This window comes from Halopenitus persicus (genome assembly GCF_900107205.1).
Lineage (GTDB): Archaea > Halobacteriota > Halobacteria > Halobacteriales > Haloferacaceae > Halopenitus > Halopenitus persicus.
In genome coordinates this window covers 163,414-182,268 of the sequence record NZ_FNPC01000002.1, presented here as the reverse complement: position 1 = coordinate 182,268, position 18,855 = coordinate 163,414, and the positions used below count along the sequence as shown (strand labels likewise).

Sequence of the window (18,855 nt, the reverse complement as noted above, 5' to 3'; positions counted from 1 at the left end):
GCGAAAACGCGGCCAACCTGGGGGAAGGGCACGTTGCCGCGAGGGTTGGTTCCGTGGGGTTTCGGTTCGGGTCAGTACTCGCGTGCGGGAAGCGGATCCGAGCGGAACACTTCCGAGAGGCCCCAGTCGCGGTCGGAAGCGTACTCGGGGGCTTCGGAGGTGAACTGGCTGTAGATCTGGACCTGCCCGTCGGGCTCGCCGCCGTTCGTGTACTGGAGGGGTTCGGGATAGAGGGTCTCGAACTCGATGTCGCGAACCGCCTCGGTGATCGCCGCCGGGGTCGCCTCGCCGGCGTTCTCGATCGCGGCGGCGATCAGGTGCGCCGTGACGTAGCCGTAGCTGTGGTGGGTATCGAAGTCCTGGTCCGGGAACTCCTCGCCGAAGCCCTCGGCCACGCTGATGTACTCGTCCGTCGTGTAATCGGACATATGGTAGTGGAGGTACGCCTCCTGTGCGAGGTCGCCGAGCGCGCCCTGAATCACCGCGGGCGGGAACCCGGATCCGGAGACTACGTCCGGATCGAGGCCGATGTCGAACGCCTGCTGGGTGATCGTGAAGTTGCCCGGCGGGTGGCCGGTGGCGTTCAGGAACTCGATGTCGTCATCGAAGCTTCGGAGGTACGGCCGGAAGTCGGACGTGCCGACCGGCGCGACCTCGATCTGGACGTCGACGTCGAACTGTTCCTGCATCGCGGCCTCGATCGAGCGGCCCCACGCGTAGTCGCCGACGATCGCGCCGATGTTCTCGTAGCCGCGCTCCTCGATGAGCTGCGACTGCGCGATCATCGTGTTCGAGGCCGGCAGGAGGCCGACGCGGAAGGTGTGTTGACGCTGGTCGTTGATCACGGCGTCGGCGCCGGCCATATGGAGGAAGTTCGGGACCTCGAGCTCCTGCGCGGTGTCGGAGGTTCGGATCCCGACGTCGCTCGAGACCGCGCCGGTGATCGCGACCGCATCGTCCTGCTCGACGAACTCGCGGAAGTAGCTGTCCGCCTGTGAGGGGTCGCTCGCCGTGTCGTTCGAGACGACCTCCAGCTCGCGGTCGAGGACGCCGCCGTCGGCGTTGATCTCCTGAATGCCGTACTCCAGGCCGGCCTGGTGAGCCTGGCCCCACGGGCCGAAGTTCCCCGACAACGGCTGGATCGCGCCGATCACGATCGGCTCGTCGGAGCTGCCGCCGTCGCCGTTCCCGCCACCATTGCCGTTACCGTTTCCGCCGCCATTGCCGTTGCCGCCGCCGTTTCCATTGCCGCCGCCGTTACCGTTTCCGCCGATACAGCCGGCGAGGACGCCAACGGTCGTCGCGCTGCCGCTTGCCTTCAGGAAGGTGCGTCTGTCCATAGATACCTACCGTCAGTACGCGGCTATGATGATTTTAAATTATCGGTATATATTTGCCTTAACATGTTTTGCCTGAACCGGTAGTACGGAGCCATTCGGAAGGATCGACGCGGTCCGAGAAGCGGATGGCGACGAAAGCCGAACCGTTCGAACTCGACCGACGGTGGCCACTGGAACCGATGTCGGTGGTCTTCCCAGCGATCGGAAGGGAAAGTAACCGTTATACGCCGGGTGTCCTATGCTCGAACTATGCAACGACGCGCTGTAGCCGTGTACGCCGTGCTCTTTGTACTCGTGGGCGCGGCAGCGGGCACACTTACGGCGACCGCGGACGCCCCGGAGGTCTCGTTCGACAACCCGGCGTTCGAGGGCGGGGCAGGTGACTCCTTCGAGCACAACGGAACGACCTACACCGTCACCGAGGTGACCGAGGAGACTGAAGAGGGCGGTCACGGCGCGACGACGACCACGCTGACGGGAACGGTCGAGTGGAACCGGACCGTCGAGGAATCGGCGACGTGGGCCAACGACTCGGTCGTCGAGTACGACGGCAACGACTGGCGCGTCGTGATCGACGGCGACGATCCCGACGCGGTCACGCTGCGGGACGAGCTCGACCGGACGGCGATCCTCGAGAACGATTCGGCCGCCGACAACGAGACCGTCCAGAGCGACGGCGAGGAGTACGTCGTGGTTCGGGACGAGAACGGGTCCGCGACGCTCGTCCCGGCCGGGGAGTACTTCCCCGAGCCCGAGGAACGGCAGCTCGCGGAAGGCGAAACGATCGAATACGACGGTCACGACGCGACCGTCGAAAACGTCACCGCGAGCGAGGCGAGGCTCCGATGGGAGACCGTCGAAACGGCCTCGGCCGGACTATCCCAACAGGGAACGGTGACGCTCGGCGGGACGGACTTCGTCGTGATCTTCCAGGACAGCTCGACCGTGTCGCTTTCGAGTAATATGGAGTCATACGAGGCACAGCTGGCCGAGATCGACCAGTTCGAGCAGCGGATGTCGGGGCTGACCCGAGTGCAGTGGGTCTCGCTCGGCTTCGTGGTGTTCCTGATCGCGTTCGCGTTCATGCCGTCGCGGTACTGAGCACCGGCGCGTGATCGGGGCCGGAGACGTCGTTTCTCGACCGCCGCAGGAACGTCACGGCGTCGCATCGGTCGCCGTCGTCGACGACCCCTCTCGGTCACCGGAGCAGCGTGAGTACCGCGGCGATCAGCCCCCCCACAACGAGGGCCAGGACGGTGAATCCGGCGGCGATCCGGGGAAACACGAGCCACAGCGCGATGAAAAACGAGAAGGCAAGCCCGAACAGCAGCGCGATGAGGGCACCGCGAAACGGGTTCTGTACCGCCGCGACGAACACCCGCTGTGGAAGCGAGAGCTCCTCGATCCGAAGTTCCGGCGGCTCGTCGACGGTTTCCGGGGAGTCGTGTCCGCCCTCACGTCCCGCGTTCGCGGCGGCGGACCGGTCGCTCCCGTCCGGGTCGGCGTCGTCGGTCTCGGAGGTCACGTGCGTCGGTACGGGAGAAGGACGCCTGTAACTACCGATCGCTGACGGACGGGCTCGCGCCGCCGTGTACGGTATGTCGTTCACGAACGCGAACCGTGTGGGCACCCTCGGTGGCGTCGTCGACGACGAGCGCCCGTCCGACGCCCGCGGGAAGCGTGTCGCCGAGGTCGTCGGCGAGATAGGTTGGCTGCGCGACGCGCAGCGCATCGACGTCCCGCTCGTCCGTCAGCCGGTGGGCGATCACGAGGTCGGACTGTGAGACCGCCACCGGCGGAAGGGCGCTCGGACGCTGTGTCGCACAGACGACGCTCACGCCGGGTGCGCGACCGCGCGTGAAGAGGGTGCGAAACGCGTCGGCGGCGAGCCCCTCGAGGAACGCGTGTGCCTCGTCGACCAACAGCCAAGGCTGGACGTCCGAAGTGCCCCCGACGCAGTGGTCGTAGATGCCGCGAGCGAGCGCGTAGCCGATCGCCTTCGTCGCGGCCGGCGGAAGCGACCGGCAATCGACGACGGTGGGACCGCCGCCGATGAGGGATCCGACCGACGGCGCGTCGGCGTCGAAGACGTCCCAGGCGGCGAGCAGGTCGAGATGGTTCTCGACCGTGCGCTTCGTCGCCGCCGGAGCGTCCGCATCGGCGATCGCCTCGCGGATCGCGGAGAGTGATGTCCGGGAGGAACCGTCGGCGACCGCCTCGACGACTCGCCAAAGCAGACTTCCGGGCGGACGGTCCGGGTCGAGACGGGCGATCTCCGGCCACCGGTCCGGCGGGAGCGATTCGGGGTGGATCGTCGCCTCGAGCACGCGGCCGTCCGGAAGCGCCGCGATCCCCTCGAAAACGCCCATCGGGTCGAGCACGATCGGAGAGACGCCGACCGTCGCCGCGATCTCCTCCGCGAGGACGCCGAGCGTGTAGGATTTCCCGGTACCGCGTTTCCCGACCAACACGCCGGCGTGTGGGCCATCGAGGTCGATCCCGACCGGCGCGCCCGTGCTCCCGTCACGGGCCAGGAACGCGCCGAGACGGGCGATCGGTCCGCCGGATCCCGGCTCGCGGCCGAGCACGTGTGGCGTCGGCTCGGACGATACGTCGGACGGGACATCGGACGGACCGTTGGTGGCTGCCGATCCGGAGTCATACTGGTGCGTGCCCGAGACGCCGCAACTCACCCCCTCGGCTTCCCCGAACGGGCCGGACCCGTTCCGCTTGCCGAGAGGACCGGCCGAACGGGAGTTCGTCCCGGAACGAACGTGTGGGCTCGAGGGCAGGTCGCGTTCAGTCATCGAGGACGGTGGGGCGGCATCCGGGAAAAATCGCCGGACGAGGGTTTATATCCGAACCCGAGCCCAGACGGCCCATGATCGAAACGGCAGGAACGATGCTCCGTGACGGGATCGACGACCTCCGGCGTGACGAACGGGCGATCGAGGGGCTGCCGATCCGGCTCGTCATCGCGCTCGTGGTCGGCGTCGCGAGCCTGAGCGTGATGATGAGCATGGTGAGCGGGATCGAGGGGCTCGCCGTGATCGAACTCGACGTACAGCCGGAACCCGAGGTGACCACGACCGGCGAGCAGGAGATCGCGTTCACCGTGGTCGACCCGGACGGATCGCCGGTCGCCGACGCGACGATCGTCGTGCGCGGAAAGACCGCACGGATCGGATCGGTCGCGACCGCACGGACGGACGAAACCGGAACGGCGACCGTCACCGTAGCCCCGGAGCTCGGCCCGAATCAGGCCGACGGCACGCTCGAAGTCGACGTCAAACCTCCCGCAGGCAGCGAGTACACTGACGACCGGGAGAACACGAACGTGCTGGTCGTTGCGGACGGATCGTCGTGACTCGACCGGACCCGGCGCGATCGGACGCGGCTGCGGCGACCTCCGGAGCGGTCAGCGGCGCTCGTCCCAGTCGACCCAGTCGTGTTCCCATCCCTGTCGGGAGGAAGCTCCCGCGGCCGCCCGTTCGGCGTCCTCGCGGCGGGTACGGTTGCGCTCGATCCGGCCGCGTTCGCCGTCGGCGAGCATCGGCGGGAGGCGGACGGGACCGGCCCGCTCGAGGATCCGATAGGGGCGGTCGGGAGGATCGGACCGCTCCGCCCCGTCGGAGTGCTCGCCGGCGTCGGGGCGGACGGCGATCAGGGTCTGCGTGCCGGTGCCGCGGGGAAGCACGAGTCGACCGTCCGCGGCGAGTTGGTCGAGCAGGGCGCGGGGCGGCTCGGCGACGGCAGCTTCCAGGAGTATCCGGTCGAACGGGGCGTACTCGGGGAGCCCGGTGGTTCCGTTCCGCCGATCGACCAACACGGCGTCGTACCCGGCTTCGGAGAGGTTCGACCGGGCCAGACGGACGAGGTCCCGGTCGACGTCGATCGCGTGGACGCGTCTGGCGCCGACGACCTCCGCGAGAACCGCCGCCGTGTACCCCACCCCGGCGCCGACGACCAGCGTCTCCTCGCCGGGATGGGGGTCGAGCGCCGAGACCATCCGAACCACCGTCGAGGGCGCGAGCGTGCGCGTGCCGTGCTCCTCGCCGGCCCGGTCGTCGTACGGGGCCTCCGAGACGAACGTCTCACGGGGGACACGCTGGAGCGCCGAGAGAACCCGTTCCTCGAGCGGGCGATCGAGACGGTGTTCCAGGCTCTCGATCATGTCCGCCCGCAACGTCGCCTCGTCCATATCCGAACTCGGGCGTCGGGCGTAATGAACTGCACGCTCCCGATCGACTCCCGATCCGGAAGGTCGAGCGATGGCGGATCTCGGTCGGTCGGGAGACGAGCCGCGGTCGATCAGGAGTGGGGATCGGGCAGGGGGAAACCCCGGTCACTCCTGGTCGCCAACCATGGGAACGAACCGAACGCCTCCGTGGCGTTCACGTTCGTGACCGTCCGGTTGGACGACGAGTCGGACGAGCTCCTGGCGTCCCCGACGACCGACTGGTCCGACGACCCGCCCGCCGACCCGCGTCTGGTCGAGGATGGCATCCGGAATCCCGTCTGCGGCCGCACAGGTGAGGTAGGCCGCGTCGTAGGGCGCGTGTTCCGACCAGCCGTCACGTCCATCACCGACGCGAACGTGAACGGCGTCGTAGCCCAACCGATCGAGGCGGTCGCGGGCCGCAGCCGCGAGCTCGTCGACGTATTCGACGCTATAGACCGTCCCTGACTCGCCGAGGAGCTCGGCGACGACCGCAGCGTGGTAGCCGCAGCCGGTCCCGATCTCAAGCACGCGATCGCCGTCGGAAACGTCGATCAGGTCCGCCATCAACGCGACCATATGCGGCGCACTGATCGTTTGATCCGCGCCGATGGGCAGCGGACGGTCGGCGTAGGCACGTTCCATGGTCGCATCGGAGGCGAACTCGTGGCGGGGAACCGACCCGATCGCCGCGAGGACGGCCTCGTCGACGTCCAACCGCTTCCGGAGCCGTTCGACCAGCCGGTCGCGGGCATCGTCGGGTGACATACAATACCATAGATTACGACCGCTCCTGAAAGCTGTGGTCCGGACGATCTGACGGCGTCGCGGAACGGGCGCCGTGAGAGCGGCCGCCGCGAGAGCAGCTAACCGCGAACCGTCGGGATGCACGAGGGATGGAGCGAAACAAGCCGGGAGGACGGAGCGAAACAAGCCGGGAGGACGGGATCGAAGAGGACGGGAGCGACGGGACGTTCCTACCAGGCCGACCAAGCGGTCGAGGTCTCGTCGCGCGCGTACAGCCGCTTGACGTCCTTCGCGAAGGCCAGATCGCCCTCGTGGTCGAGCTTGTCGAACCGATAGTCGGGGGCGTTCTCCCGGATCTGGATCCCCTCGACGGTGAACTCCTCATCGCCGAACGTCTCGGTGGTACCGATCTCGAACTCGTAGTCGCCGGGAACGGTGACCGTGAGCGGACGTGTTTGCTCGCGATTGCCGTCGGCCGGATGCAGCGTCACCTTCACCGAAACGTTGTCGACGGCACGGGTCCACAACGTCCGAATCTCCTCGACGTCGGCTTCCTCGACGCGTTCCTCGGGGCCGACCTCGATGTCGGTCACCCGGGCCTGCAGCAGCGCCTCCGGGGAGTCGACGACGAACTCGCCGCCGACCTCGGCGTACGTGTCGGCAGGAACCTCCATCGTCGTCGTGAACGACTCGTCGTCCTGGGAGACGACGACGTCGATCGCGGCCGTCTCCGGCTCGGGGATCTCGGCTTTGTGCGTGTGACCGCAGTCGGTACATCTGACGGTGGCTTGCCCGCCGGGACTGAGCACCTCGTGGACCGTCGGCTCGTCGGTGGAACAGGAGGGGCAGACGAGACCGACGCGTTCGCGTGTGTCGCTCATTGGTGGCGCTAGCCCGTCGAGGCCTAAAAACCCGCGTGTGTCGGGCAGCGCGTGTGGACGGCTCGCGCGCGTCGGGAGCTCACGCGGTCGGGACGATGAGCCGATCCGGGAAAGGTATCACGCGGACGGCAGATCGATCGGTTCGCCGTCGACGTACACGGTCGGGTCCCGAAGGATCCCGTCGAGGTGCAGCGGGGCCTCAGTGTCGCCGCCGATGCTGGCGTCGTCGCCGATCGCGATGTGAACGGTGCCGGCGGCCTTCTCGTCGAGGAGGACGGAGCCGACGAGGTCGGTCACCCCGACGTTCGTGCCGATCCCGAGCTCGGCGAGGTTGTACGCGTCCCGACCGACCGTCTCGGCGCCGGCCTCGACCTGGTCGCGGATCGCGGGGTCGGAGATCTCGGTGACGTACCCGTCCTCGACCTCGAAGGTGAGCCGTTCGTCGTCCGCGAGCAGCCCGTGGGGCCGCATCGTCCCGTCGACGACGTAGGTGCCGTCGGCCGTCTCCGGGGAGACGAACACCTCGCCGGCGGGGAGGTTCGAGAAGTCGCCCGGCTCGTGGACCAGCCCGGTGTCGGTGTGCCACTCGCGGTCGCCCGGCTCGAACGTGATGTCGGTGCCGGCGGGCGTCGTGACGCGGACCGTGTCGGCGCCGGCGACCCGGTCGTGGACCGCCGCACAGTGGTCGGCGATGGCGGCGTAATCGGCATCGAGACCGGTCACGAACACCGATTCGGTGATCCCGGGCAGGGTGGCGCCGCGCGCGCCGGCCTCGCACGCGTCGCCGCGTGCACGCGTGTGGCTGATGCTCTTGGTCGTCGGCGCGAGGAACGCGTCGGTCGCCGCCATCGCCTCGGCGACGGCAGCGGGGGGTTCGCCGCCGTGTTGCTTGCCGGGCGGATACTGCAGGATCGTCGCGTCGTCGGTCACGTCGCGGGCGGCCGCGTACAGGGCCTCGCCGATCGGCCGGCGCTCGTCGTCGGTGACGATGACGATCGATTCGTCGGCGGCGAGGTTCAGACACTGTCCGACGGCGGTGCCGGCGGCGGTCGCGAGGTCGGCGTCGGTCACGTCGGTCGACATACGTTCCGGTCGAACGCCCAGCCCGTTAGCGTTTCCCTCTCGTGGCGCCGGGACGGCGGGCGCCGAACGAGAACGGGCGTGGACGAGAATAGGTGTGGCGAGAACGGGTGTGACGAGAACGGGTGTGACGAGAACGGGTGTGACGAGAACGGGCGTGGCCGGAGACGGACGCACCACACACCGACCGTCTCCGGTGGTCTCGTAACGATTATACGGGTCGCCGGTCGAATTTCGTACATGATCCACGTGGGCGTAAACGGATACGGAACGATCGGAAAACGCGTCGCGGACGCCGTCGCGGCCCAGCCGGATATGACGGTCAGCGGCGTCGCGAAGACCCGGCCGAACTACGAGGCCGAGGCGGCGGTCCGGCGCGGATACGACCTCTACGCGGCGATCGAGGACCGGGCGGACGCCTTCGCCGACGCCGGCCTCGAGGTCGCCGGCGACCTGGATGCGTTGGTCGAGGCCAGCGACATCGTCGTCGACTGTTGCCCGAGCGACATCGGCGCGAAGAACCGCCCCGTCTACGAGGACCACGACACGCCCGCGGTCTTCCAGGGCGGCGAGGGTGCCGACGTCGCCGACGTCTCCTTCAACGCACGGTCGAACTTCGAGGACGCCCGCGACGCCGACTACGTCCGCGTGGTTTCGTGTAACACGACCGCTCTCTCGCGGGTCATCGCCCCGCTCGAGGAGGAGTACGGCATCGAGAAGGTGCGGGTCACGCTCGTGCGACGCAGCGGCGATCCCTCCGAGACGGGCCGCGGGCCGGTCAACGACGTGCTCCCCGACCCGGTCTCGATCCCCTCCCACCACGGCCCCGACGTCAACACGATCTTCCCTGACGTCGACATCGACACGCTCGCGCTGAAGGCCCCGACGACGCTGATGCACACCCACAGCCTCAACGTCACGCTCGCGGCCGAGCCCGACGAGGACGCGATCCTGGATCTCCTCGCCGACGAATCCCGAGTCTTCACGATCCCGGAGACCGCCGACATCGACGGCGCCGGCAAGCTGAAGGACTACGCCCTCGATGCGGGACGTCCCCGCGGCGACCTGTGGGAGAACTGCGTCTGGGCGGAGTCCGTCGGGATGGAGGGCCCGGACCTGTACCTGTTCCAGAACGTCCACCAGGAGTCGGACGTCATCCCCGAGAACGTCGACGCGATCCGGGCGATGGTGACCGACGTGGACGCCGCGGAGTCGGTCGAGCGAACGAACGAGGCGCTGGGCGTCGGGCTCGAGAGCCTGTTCGACGTTCGCGGCGATCGCGAGGCGGTTCCGGTCGACGACTGAGCGATACGGCCATCGAAGTCGGTACATCGGTCGTCGAAACCATCGGTCGGTCCGATTGCCGGGACCATCGGTCGGTCCGTTGACTGCCTTTTCCGTGCCGACCGAAGATGTTCGTGGTCGCGTTGAAGGACGTCCTGCCCGTAGTGACGGCTGCACGACGAGAACGGCTCGCACACCGCGCACGGATCCATCACCGCCCCTTACCAGAGACCGACCCATGACCGATCCCGACGACACTCACGATCCCGACGCAGCCTCCGGATCCGACCCCGAGGCCGCCTGCTCGTACTGGGCCCCCGACGACTGCGAGGGGACGCCCCACTGTCCGCCGCGCTGTCCGCGGTTCGTGGACAAACACGGGACGCCCTGGACGATCCGCGAGGCAACTGACGCCGATCGGGACGGGCTCGTGGAGATGTACGAAACGTTCACCTCGACCGAGCGGGCCCAGGGACTCCCGCCGGTCAACGACCGGCAGATCCACACGTGGCTCGACCGGTTGTTCGACCGGGGGCTCAACGTCGTTGCCCACGGACCGGACGGGATCGCCGGCCACGCGGTGTACACGCCGACGTACGCCGCCGACCCCGAGCTCGCCGTCTTCGTCGGACCGGCCTACCACGGCCGGGGGCTCGGGACCGAGCTGTGCAAGCAGATCATCGCCCTCGGCGCGGCGAACGGTCGGGAGGCGATCGAGTTGACCGTCGAGCCGTCGAACTCCGTGGCCTGTGACATCTACCGGCGGCTCGGGTTCGAGGTGGTCGAGCGCAAGGCGCGGGAGATCGAGATGCGGCTGCCGCTGTCGACCGCGACGGCGATCGAGGTCCAACACCCGCCGGCGCTGCGGGCGGAGTGAGCGATTCAGGAGGACTAATCCGGAGACAGGGGACGAAGGGTCGGGACGGAGACCGGCCGGAACGGTTGAAAAGGGGTTCCCTCAAGCGTCGCGTTGCAGCTCCTCGACCGCGGGGAGCGGCTCGCCGGTGAGCGCGCGAATGTAGGCGCCGCCGGCGATGGAGACGTGCGAGAAGTCGCCCTCGTCGAGTCCGTAGAGCCCGATCGCCCGGGAGGTGTCACCGCCCCCGATCACGGAGAAACAGTCCGTGTCGGCGATCGTTTCGAGGACGCCGACGGTCCCGTCCGCGAACCGCTCGTCCTCGAAGACGCCGAGCGCGCCCTTCAGGAAGACCGCCGCCGAGTCCCGGATCACGGGCTCGTAGGCGTCGACGGTCGCCGACCCCACGTCGAGGTAGGCGGTCGTCTTCTCCTCGACGTCGTCGACGTCGATCTCGGTCCGGTCGCCGGTCTCGTCCTCGTAGGCGAGATCGACCGCAAGCTCGATCTCGTCGCCGCGCTCCTCGAGGAGCGTCTCGACGGTCTCGTGGGTCCGCTCCCACTGGTCGTCGAAGAGATCCATCCACTTCAGGTCGTGACCGACCGGGTAGCCGGCGGCGCGCAGGAAGAGCTCGCCGGCGACGCCGCCGAGCAGGAACCGGTCGACCTTCCCCTCGAGGGCGTCCATCACGTCGATGACGTCGGTCGCCTTCGTGCCGCCGATGATCATCGTCACCTGGCCGTCGAACTCCCGGGTCGCGATCGCGGTGTTGGCCTCGTACTCGGCCTCCATCACCCGGCCGGCGTAGGCGGGAAGGACGCGGGGGAACCCGACGAGCGAGGCGTGTGCTCGGTGGGCGGCGGAGTAGGCGTCGTTGACGTAGGCGTCGAAGTACGGCGCGAGCGACCGAACGAACTCGGTCTCGGCCTTGGTCTCGGGGTCCGCCTCGGGGAGTTCGTCGTCGGACATCCGGACGTTCTCGAGCAGCAGAATCTCGCCCGGGCCGAGTGCCTCGATCGCCTCGTGGGCGGCCGCTCCGTGGGTGTCCGCGACGAAGGCGACCTCGCGGCCGACGTGTGACGCCAGCAGTTCGGCGTGGCCCTTCAGGGAGACGAAATCGTCGTTTCCGGGTCGTCCCTGGTGGGCCAGACAGACGACCGGATGCCCCCGCTCGGCCAGCTCCCGGACGGTGGCGGCGTGGCGTGTGAACCGCCGGTTGTCCCGCGGCCGTCCCTCCTCGATCGGCGAGTTGAGGTCCAGACGCGCCAGCACGCGGGCGTCGGCCGGCAGGTCGTCGAGCGTCTTGAACGGTGCCATACGTGCCCGAACGGGGAGGGCTCACTTAGCCGTGGGGAAACGCGCCGGACCCGGGAACCGTTCACACGGTCGGCGGAGAACTGCCCCCGTTCGAGACGGCGGAAACCACGGCTGACAGAAGGCTTATCCGAGTCACAGCCCTGCCCTCGAACATGGACAGAGACGACCGCGACGATCCGTTCGGCGACCTCTTCGAGGAGATCGAGCGGATGATGAACCAGATGGCCAACGCGAACGGCGACCACGCCGACGACGCGGGCTTCGGCACGGAGACGCACGTCGACACGTACGTCGAGGACGATACCGTGCGACTGGTCGCGGACCTGCCCGGCGTCTCGAAGGACGACCTCTCCCTCCAGTGTGACGGCGAGACGCTGACGGTCTCGGCCGCCTCCGACCGCCGGGAGTACGACGAGCGGATCGACCTTCCGGTCCGGGTCGACGAGCGGTCGGCGTCCGCGACGTTCAACAACGGCATCCTCGAAGTGACCTTCGACCGCGCCGACGACTCGGCGTCGATCGACGTCAGCTAGCCGCCGATCAACGTCAGCTAGCCGCCGATCGGAGAGCCGCCGATCGTGTCGTGGAGCCGCCGTCGGCGGACCGCGGCGTCGCTCCTCGTCCACCGTTCCCGCGCCCCGGCGGCCTTTTCACCGATCGTCCCATAGTCCGCGACAGTGACCGTCACGACCCTCCATACACCCAGCCATCGGGAGGCGCTCTGGGAGCTCGAGTCCGCCTTCGACCGCGGCGACCTGATCACCGTCTTCGGCGAGTGCAGCGTCGAGTACGAGGGTCGCGCGGCCTCGACGCTGGGACTTGGAAACCGGCTGCTCGTGCTCAAGCCGGACGGGTCGGCGCTCGTTCACACCGACGAGAAGCGCACGCCGGTCAACTGGCAGCCGCCGGGGTCGACCCACCACGCCGCCGTCCGCGATGGGCGGTTGCGGGTTCGATCGGAGCGAACCTCGCCCGACGAGACGCTCACGGTTCGGTTCACGGCGGTCCACCAGCTCTCGGCGATGGGCGTGACCGGCGGCCGCGACCTCGAGGTGACCGGCAGCGAGGCCGACCTCCGGCGGCGGATCCTCGAAGATCCCGACCTCGTCGAGCCCGGCTTCGAGCCGACCGCGGTCGAACGGGACAGCGCCGCCGGTCCGATGGACGTCTTCGGCGTCGACGCGTCGGGGACGGCCGTCGTGCTCGAGTTGAAACGCCGGCGCGTCGGGCCGAGCGCCGTGAGCCAACTCGCCAGATACGTGGATGCGGTTGCCGAGGAGCCGGACCGCGACCCGGACGCGGCGGTCCGCGGGATCCTCGTCGCGCCGTCGATCACCGACCGCGCGGCCGAGCTGCTCGCCGACCGCGGGTTCGAACACGTCGCGCTCGAGCCTCCGGAACCGGAGACGCCGGGAGCGGAAACGAAAGCGACGGATTCGGCGGAGGCGGCGGAGCCGAAGGCCGAAACGACGGAGCCGGAGGAGCCGAAGGCCGAAACGACGGAGCCGGAGGCCGAAACGCTGGGAACGGAGACGGCGTCCGATGACGACGAACCCATCGAGGCCGACGCTCCGGAGCCGTCCGGCTCGGCGAGCCGAGAATCGCAGCAGTGACGCGCTCCGCCGGGCCACGCCCTTTCGGTCCGGACGGCGCCGAACCGGCCGTGGGACCGCCTGACGGGGCGATATCCGGCGGTCCTTTCGAAGGGTTTATTCGCGCAGCGGCGGGTATACTCGACAAGTAACCATGTCAGACAAGCCGGCCTCCATGTACCGGACGATCAGCAAGCCCTCGTACACGCGCCGCGAGTACATCACGGGCATTCCGGGTTCGAAGATCGCACAGCACAATATGGGAGACCTTCAGGCGGACCCCGACGACTACGAGGTCGAGATCAGCCTCCGCGTCGAGGAGAAGCTCCAGATCCGCCACGGATCCCTCGAGAGCGCCCGCCTCTCCGCCAACCGCCACCTCCTCAAGGAGATCGGCGAGGGCGAGTACAAGATGGTCCTCCGGAAGTTCCCCCACCAGGTCATCCGGGAGAACAAGCAGGCGACCGGCGCCGGGGCCGACCGCGTCTCCGACGGGATGCGGCAGGCGTTCGGCAAGCCGGTCGGGACCGCGGCGCGGATCAACGACGGCGAGGCCGTCTTCACCGCCTACTGCGACCCCGAGGACGCCCCCGCGGTCAAGGAGGCGTTCCGTCGCGCGTACAACAAGATGTCTCCCTCCTGCCGGATCACCGTCGAGCGCGGCGAGAAGCTGCTCGTCTCGTAAGGCCGGCGCCCCGTCCCGACAACGTCCGGGTTGGATCGGCGTTTCGACGCGAGGCCCGTTTCTCCGAGGTCGCCGTCCGTGACCCCCGCAGCCGCCGCCATCGTCGCGAGGCTTATCCCCCTCGGCCCGCTCGTGCGGATCGATGCTTCGGCTCGCGATGACAACCCGGTCGGAGACCTTCGAGCGCGTCCGTGATCCCCTCGCCGAGCGCGGGATCGAGGTGGTTCATCTCCGTGCGAAGGGACGCACGATCCGACTCACCGGCAGCCCCGATGCGCCCGCGGACCCGGTCGATCCCGCCCCGGAGACGGTCGACGTGGGGTTCGTCTACCCGACGCGGCTGATGGAGGGGGCGGCGCTCGACGCCCGCCTCGGGGTGCCGTGGGTGAACGACCGCGACGCCGTCCTCACCTCGCGCAACAAGGGCGGCGTCACGAGCGCGCTCGACGCGGCCGGGATCCCGGTGCCGCGGAGCGTGATGGTTTCGAATCCGGTCAACGAGGCGACGATCCACGAGGCGGTCGCCGACGCGGGCCTGTCGTACCCGCTCGTGATCAAGCCGAACTCCACGACCCGCGGCGTCGGCGTCGCCAAGGCGGTCGACCCGGACGACCTCTCGGGGACGATCGACTATCTCGATCTGGTTCACGACTTCCGCGCGACCGGCGACAAGTCCTACCTGATCCAGGAGTTCCTCCCCGACGCACGCGACCACCGGCTGATGGTGGTCGACGGCGACTGCCTGGGCGCGGTCGAGCGCCGACTGCCGGGAGCCGAGGCCGACGATGACGACACGGAAGGCGGCGGACACGCCGGCACCGAGGGGGGCAGCGGCGAGCACGCCGGCGGCCGCTGGAAACACAACGTCCATCGCGGCGCGAGCGCGGTTCCGGTCGACCCGCCGGATCGGCACCGCGAGCTGGCCGAACGCACCGCCGCCACGCTGGGGATCGACTACCTCGGCGTCGACCTGCTCGAGACGGACGACCGGCTCGTGGTGACCGAGACCAACGCGCGGCCCACGATCGACGCCGCCGAGAAGTACGAGGCGACGTTCTACGACCGGCTGGCGGCGCTCATTCGCCGGACGGCCGAGGAGTGAGCTCGACGGCCGACCCGCTTTGACGGAACCGGCGTCCTCGCGGGGATCGACCCCCGACCGCCGCCCGATCTACAGGAGGTGCGCCTCGACGACGTCGTCGTCCAGTTCGATCCCGAGCCCCGGCTCCTCGGGGACCGCGATGGTCCCGTCCCGGATCAGCGGTTCCGACCGTGTGTGGAGGTCGTCCCACCAGTCCACCTCGAGGGCGTGGTATTCGAGGAGGTCGAAGTTGGGGATCACCGCGCCGAGGTGGACGCAAGCCATCGTACCGACCGGGCTGCAGACGTTGTGCGGCGAGATCGGCATGTACTCCTCCTCGGCACGGTCGGCGACCCGGATCGTCTCGGCGAGCCCGCCCACGGTCGTCGGGTCGGGCGTGATGACGTCGACGCCGTGTTCGTCGATCAGCTCGGAGAGCTCGTGTACCTGGAAGCGGTTCTCGCCGGTGGCGATCGGCGTGCGGGTGTCGCGGGTCACCTCGATCTGTGCACCCATGTTCTCGGGCGGGATCGGGTCCTCGAGCCACATGAGGTCGTACGGCTCCAACGCGTGGGCGAGCCGTTTCGCGCTCTCGACCGAGTAGTCCCAGTGGCAGTCGAAGGCGAGGTCGACGTCGTGGCCGATCTCGTCCCGGACGGCCGCGACGATCCGGCGTTTCTCCTCGATGGCGTCGTTGGTCAACCGACCGTTCGTCCGGTCGGGATGCGTGTCGGACGGGAGGTCGAGATCGAACTTCAGCGCCGAAAAGCCGAGATCCCGAACGCGGGCGGCCTCCCGCGCGTACGCCTCCGGGGAGTAGGCGTCGGCATCGGCGTAGGCCGTCGCGCCGTCCTCGAGTTCGTAGGCCTCCCCGGCGTGGCAGTCACAGTAGATCCGGACCTCGTCGCGATACTTCGAACCGAGGAGCTCATAGACCGGCACGCCGAGGATCTTGCCCGCGAGGTCCCACAGCGCGACCTCGATGCCCGAGGCCGCCGTGACGACCTTCCCGGTCGTCCCGCCGTGGCCCGACATCTCCTGGACGATCCGCCGGACGATCCGCTCCGGATCGAGGGGGTTCTCCCCGATGAGGAACCGCTTCGTGTACTCGACGATCTCGGGGACTCCGCCGCCCCGATACGCCTCGCCGATCCCGGTGATGCCGGCGTCCGTCTCGATCGTGATGAGGTTCCACTCGAAGTTCCCGGCGACGACGCGGACGTCGATGTCAGTGATCTCGACGGTTCGATCGGCGCTTCGCGACGCGTGGTTGCCGTAGTCCCTCATACCCTGAACTCCCGAAGCGCGTTCCCGTCCAGTTCGACCCCGTGTCCGGGGGTATCGGGCAGCTCGATCCGACCCTCGCCGTTCGGCGAGAGGGGATCCGTAACCACGTCGTCGAACACCTTGACGTCCATGTCCCGATAAAAGTACTCGACCCAGAGACCGTTCTCGATCGCGCCGAGCAGCGATGCGTGGAGGTTCCAGTTGTAGTGGGGCGCGATCGGGACGTCGTAGGCCGCCGCGTGGTCGGCGATCCGGAGCCACTCCGTGATTCCCCCGCAGACGGTCGCATCGGGTTGCAGGACGCTCGCCGCGCCGGCGTCGTACAGCGACGCGAAGTTGTGACGGGTACCCTCCAGCTCGCCGGTCGCGACCGGATACTCGAGGGCCTCGTTGACCTGGCTCATCGTCTCGACCCGGTCGATCAGCACCGGCTCCTCGATGAAGTACGGGTCGTACGGTTCGAAGGCGCGACAGGCCCGGATCGCCTCCGGCGCGGACGACCACACGCCGTTGGCGTCGAGCAACAGCGTTCGGTCGGGGCCGATCGTCTCACGAACCGCGGCGACGCGGTCGACCTCCTCGTGGACGGGCCGACGGCCGACCTTCATCTTCACGACGTCGTGTCCCGCCTCGAGGTACCGTTCGATCTCCGAGCGGAGCCCGTCGTGGCCCTTCTCCTCGCGGTAGTAGCCGCCGCTGGCGTACGCGGGGACGGCCTCGGCGTAGCCGCCGAGCAGTTTGTGAAGGGGTTGGTCGGCCGCCTTCGCCTTCAGGTCCCACAGCGCGATGTCCACCGTGGAGATCGCCCGCAGGAAGAGCCCGGTTCGGCCGATCTGGACGTTTCCTTCGTACATCTCGTGCCACAGGCGGGTCGTGTCCCGCGGATCCTCGCCGGTCACCGTCGGGGCGAGCATCGACTCGACCGCGTCCGCGATCAGTTCCGCGCCCTCGTATCCCAGCGAGTAGCCGACGCCCTCCAGCCCGCTCTCGGTGCGAACGCGCGTGATCGCGTGGTCCCGATAGCGGATCGTTCGGTTCGAGAAGGAGACCGGCTCGGCCAGCGGGATCTCGATCGGGAACGATTCGACCGCAGTGATCTCCATAGCGGGGCGGGAATCCAGACCAACAAATAGCCGAAGATACCGGCAAATAGAACCGCATCGTGCGAAGGACGATCGTTCGGCGAGTTGAGATAAGAGATCCCTTTCGATATACCCATTTATTTCGTGTATATAGGAATGAATATATAAATTACATTATTAAACGTTCCAGCCGATCCTCCGAACGGCTATGTCCAGAGGAAACAACGATCGCCGGAGCATCGTCAGCCGCCGACGGTTCGTCGAGCTGGCCGGCGTTTCGGGCGCCGTCTCGATCGCCGGGTGTACCGGCAACGGCGGCGGCAATGGAAACGGCAACGGCGGTGGCAACGGCAACGGCGGTGGCAACGGCAACGGTGGCGGCAATGGTGACGGTAACGGCGGCGGCAACGGCGATGGCAACGGGGACGGAAATGGAGACGGCAACGGCGACCAACAGCTGCAGCTCCGCGTCGGAACGTCCGCCGGCGGGACGCGATCCGTCGGACTCGCCGTGGAGCGTGCCGTCAGCCAGCACAGCGACACCCTCGACTACGCGACCATCGAGAGCCCGGGATACATCGGAACGGTCCGGCGGATGGACCAGGGCCAGTTCCCCGCTGGGATCACCGACAACAACACGCTGGTCAAGGCGATGAACGATCGGGGGACGTTCGCCGACCAGGGGGTCGACAGCGTCCCGTGGTACGGGTTCTACGCGTTCCCGTACTCCATCTACGTCGTCGCCCGGGACGGAACCGGCATCGAGACGTTCGACGACCTCGCGGGCGCGAACGTCTATCCGGCGGAGCCGGGCTACTCGACGCGCGCGACGACGCTGGACGTCTGGTCACAGGACCCGACGGCCGACGTATACGACCAGATGAACATCCAGAACATGGCCGTCGACGATGCCCCCGGCGCGCTCGAGGAGGGCCAGATCGACGCCGCGATCGCCTACGGAACTCCCGGCGTTCGCTACACCGGGTGGGTACAGGAGTACTCCTCGCGCGTGGACGTCCACTACGTCGAACCCACCGACGCGCTGCGCGAGTCGGCGGAGTCGTACGGCGGGGCCGGAACCGGAACGACCGCCTACGACGAGTGGGGGATGGGCCAGGACATCGGCACCGACGAGGTGTTCCACTGGGACCTCCAGGTGAACTACATGTTCAATCCCGCGGCCGAGGACGCCGCCGTCCGGGAGCTGTGTCGCGTCGTCTACGAGCACAACGACACCGTCAACGAAGCCGAGGCCCAGATGAACGACTTCGAGGAGGGCGTTTCGGCGATGCACGCCTCGGCGATCCCGGACATCCCGGTCCATCCGGGTGCCGCCCAGTTCTACCAGGACAACGACGCCTGGAACGACGAGCTGACGGTCGGCGAACGGTAGTCGCCCGGCGG

Annotated in this window: 18 protein-coding genes and 1 pseudogene; 9 read left to right on the top strand and 10 right to left on the bottom strand. The window is 68.3% G+C overall.

The window, feature by feature from the left end; all coding sequences use genetic code 11:
* Positions 1–71: 71 nt before the first annotated feature.
* Positions 72–1,340, bottom strand: a complete 1,269-nt coding sequence (locus BLV25_RS03900; RefSeq protein WP_092730981.1) for an ABC transporter substrate-binding protein — start codon at positions 1,338–1,340, stop codon at positions 72–74.
* 249 nt (positions 1,341–1,589) lie between these two features.
* Between BLV25_RS03900 and BLV25_RS03895 the strand changes: the two genes are divergently transcribed.
* Positions 1,590–2,441 carry a hypothetical protein gene (locus BLV25_RS03895; RefSeq protein ID WP_039399915.1) on the top strand — a complete coding sequence of 284 codons (852 nt, stop codon included), beginning with the start codon at positions 1,590–1,592 and terminating at the stop codon, positions 2,439–2,441.
* A gap of 97 nt (positions 2,442–2,538) precedes the next feature.
* On the opposite strand, the gene BLV25_RS03890 is transcribed toward BLV25_RS03895, so the two are convergent.
* Together BLV25_RS03890 and BLV25_RS03885 are read right to left on the bottom strand one after the other, a co-directional pair.
* Positions 2,539–2,865 (bottom strand): hypothetical protein, encoded by a 327-nt coding sequence (locus tag BLV25_RS03890; protein ID WP_021075096.1) that lies wholly within the window; start codon positions 2,863–2,865, stop codon positions 2,539–2,541.
* Between the two features lie 31 nt (positions 2,866–2,896).
* Complete coding sequence (locus BLV25_RS03885; protein WP_021075097.1) at positions 2,897–4,147, bottom strand: ATP-binding protein; 1,251 nt, start codon at positions 4,145–4,147, stop codon at positions 2,897–2,899.
* Between the two features lie 74 nt (positions 4,148–4,221).
* Here BLV25_RS03885 and BLV25_RS03880 point away from each other — a divergent pair, with 74 nt between their 5' ends.
* A complete protein-coding gene (locus BLV25_RS03880; RefSeq protein WP_092730979.1) occupies positions 4,222–4,707 on the top strand; it encodes a carboxypeptidase-like regulatory domain-containing protein in 486 nt (161 codons plus the stop codon).
* A 51-nt stretch (positions 4,708–4,758) separates the two neighbouring features.
* Here BLV25_RS03880 and BLV25_RS03875 read toward each other — a convergent pair whose 3' ends face one another.
* The 4 genes from BLV25_RS03875 to BLV25_RS03860 all read right to left on the bottom strand — a co-directional run bounded on the left by BLV25_RS03875 (position 4,759) and on the right by BLV25_RS03860 (position 8,270).
* On the bottom strand, positions 4,759–5,541 hold the full coding sequence (locus tag BLV25_RS03875; protein ID WP_021075099.1) for a protein-L-isoaspartate O-methyltransferase family protein: 783 nt from the start codon (positions 5,539–5,541) through the stop codon (positions 4,759–4,761).
* A gap of 144 nt (positions 5,542–5,685) precedes the next feature.
* The gene (pcm, locus tag BLV25_RS03870; RefSeq protein WP_092730977.1) at positions 5,686–6,327 is read right to left on the bottom strand and encodes a protein-L-isoaspartate O-methyltransferase; all 642 of its coding nucleotides are present in this window, start codon (positions 6,325–6,327) and stop codon (positions 5,686–5,688) included.
* Positions 6,328–6,536: 209 nt separating this feature from the next.
* Complete coding sequence (locus BLV25_RS03865; RefSeq protein ID WP_021075101.1) at positions 6,537–7,187, bottom strand: HVO_0476 family zinc finger protein; 651 nt, start codon at positions 7,185–7,187, stop codon at positions 6,537–6,539.
* A gap of 117 nt (positions 7,188–7,304) precedes the next feature.
* Entirely contained in the window at positions 7,305–8,270 is a 966-nt protein-coding gene (locus tag BLV25_RS03860; protein WP_092730975.1) for an aminopeptidase, read from the bottom strand.
* 237 nt (positions 8,271–8,507) lie between these two features.
* Between BLV25_RS03860 and BLV25_RS03855 the strand changes: the two genes are divergently transcribed.
* Together BLV25_RS03855 and BLV25_RS03850 are read left to right on the top strand one after the other, a co-directional pair.
* Positions 8,508–9,572, top strand: a complete 1,065-nt coding sequence (locus BLV25_RS03855; protein ID WP_021075103.1) for a type II glyceraldehyde-3-phosphate dehydrogenase — start codon at positions 8,508–8,510, stop codon at positions 9,570–9,572.
* 217 nt (positions 9,573–9,789) lie between these two features.
* Entirely contained in the window at positions 9,790–10,428 is a 639-nt protein-coding gene (locus tag BLV25_RS03850; RefSeq protein ID WP_143114382.1) for a GNAT family N-acetyltransferase, read from the top strand.
* Positions 10,429–10,509: 81 nt separating this feature from the next.
* On the opposite strand, the gene BLV25_RS03845 is transcribed toward BLV25_RS03850, so the two are convergent.
* The gene (locus BLV25_RS03845) at positions 10,510–11,724 is read right to left on the bottom strand and encodes a phosphoglycerate kinase (protein ID WP_021075105.1); all 1,215 of its coding nucleotides are present in this window, start codon (positions 11,722–11,724) and stop codon (positions 10,510–10,512) included.
* Between the two features lie 152 nt (positions 11,725–11,876).
* Here BLV25_RS03845 and BLV25_RS03840 point away from each other — a divergent pair, with 152 nt between their 5' ends.
* The 4 genes and pseudogenes from BLV25_RS03840 to BLV25_RS03825 all read left to right on the top strand — a co-directional run bounded on the left by BLV25_RS03840 (position 11,877) and on the right by BLV25_RS03825 (position 15,103).
* A complete protein-coding gene (locus tag BLV25_RS03840) occupies positions 11,877–12,257 on the top strand; it encodes an Hsp20/alpha crystallin family protein (RefSeq protein ID WP_021075106.1) in 381 nt (126 codons plus the stop codon).
* Positions 12,258–12,401: 144 nt separating this feature from the next.
* Positions 12,402–13,130, top strand: a pseudogene (gene nucS / locus BLV25_RS03835) (endonuclease NucS); the annotation flags it as partial.
* 340 nt (positions 13,131–13,470) lie between these two features.
* Positions 13,471–14,001, top strand: a complete 531-nt coding sequence (locus tag BLV25_RS03830) for a 50S ribosomal protein L16 (RefSeq protein ID WP_021075108.1) — start codon at positions 13,471–13,473, stop codon at positions 13,999–14,001.
* A 142-nt stretch (positions 14,002–14,143) separates the two neighbouring features.
* Complete coding sequence (locus tag BLV25_RS03825) at positions 14,144–15,103, top strand: ATP-grasp domain-containing protein (RefSeq protein ID WP_092730971.1); 960 nt, start codon at positions 14,144–14,146, stop codon at positions 15,101–15,103.
* Between the two features lie 69 nt (positions 15,104–15,172).
* On the opposite strand, the gene BLV25_RS03820 is transcribed toward BLV25_RS03825, so the two are convergent.
* Both BLV25_RS03820 and BLV25_RS03815 read right to left on the bottom strand, forming a co-directional pair.
* On the bottom strand, positions 15,173–16,369 hold the full coding sequence (locus BLV25_RS03820) for a mandelate racemase/muconate lactonizing enzyme family protein (RefSeq protein ID WP_092730969.1): 1,197 nt from the start codon (positions 16,367–16,369) through the stop codon (positions 15,173–15,175).
* Positions 16,366–17,472, bottom strand: coding sequence for a mandelate racemase/muconate lactonizing enzyme family protein (locus BLV25_RS03815; RefSeq protein ID WP_021075111.1), 1,107 nt, complete (start codon positions 17,470–17,472; stop codon positions 16,366–16,368). Before BLV25_RS03815 ends, BLV25_RS03820 begins: the two co-directional genes overlap by 4 nt.
* Positions 17,473–17,659: 187 nt before the next feature.
* Here BLV25_RS03815 and BLV25_RS03810 point away from each other — a divergent pair, with 187 nt between their 5' ends.
* Positions 17,660–18,844, top strand: coding sequence for a TAXI family TRAP transporter solute-binding subunit (locus BLV25_RS03810; RefSeq protein ID WP_092730967.1), 1,185 nt, complete (start codon positions 17,660–17,662; stop codon positions 18,842–18,844).
* Positions 18,845–18,855: the final 11 nt, after the last annotated feature.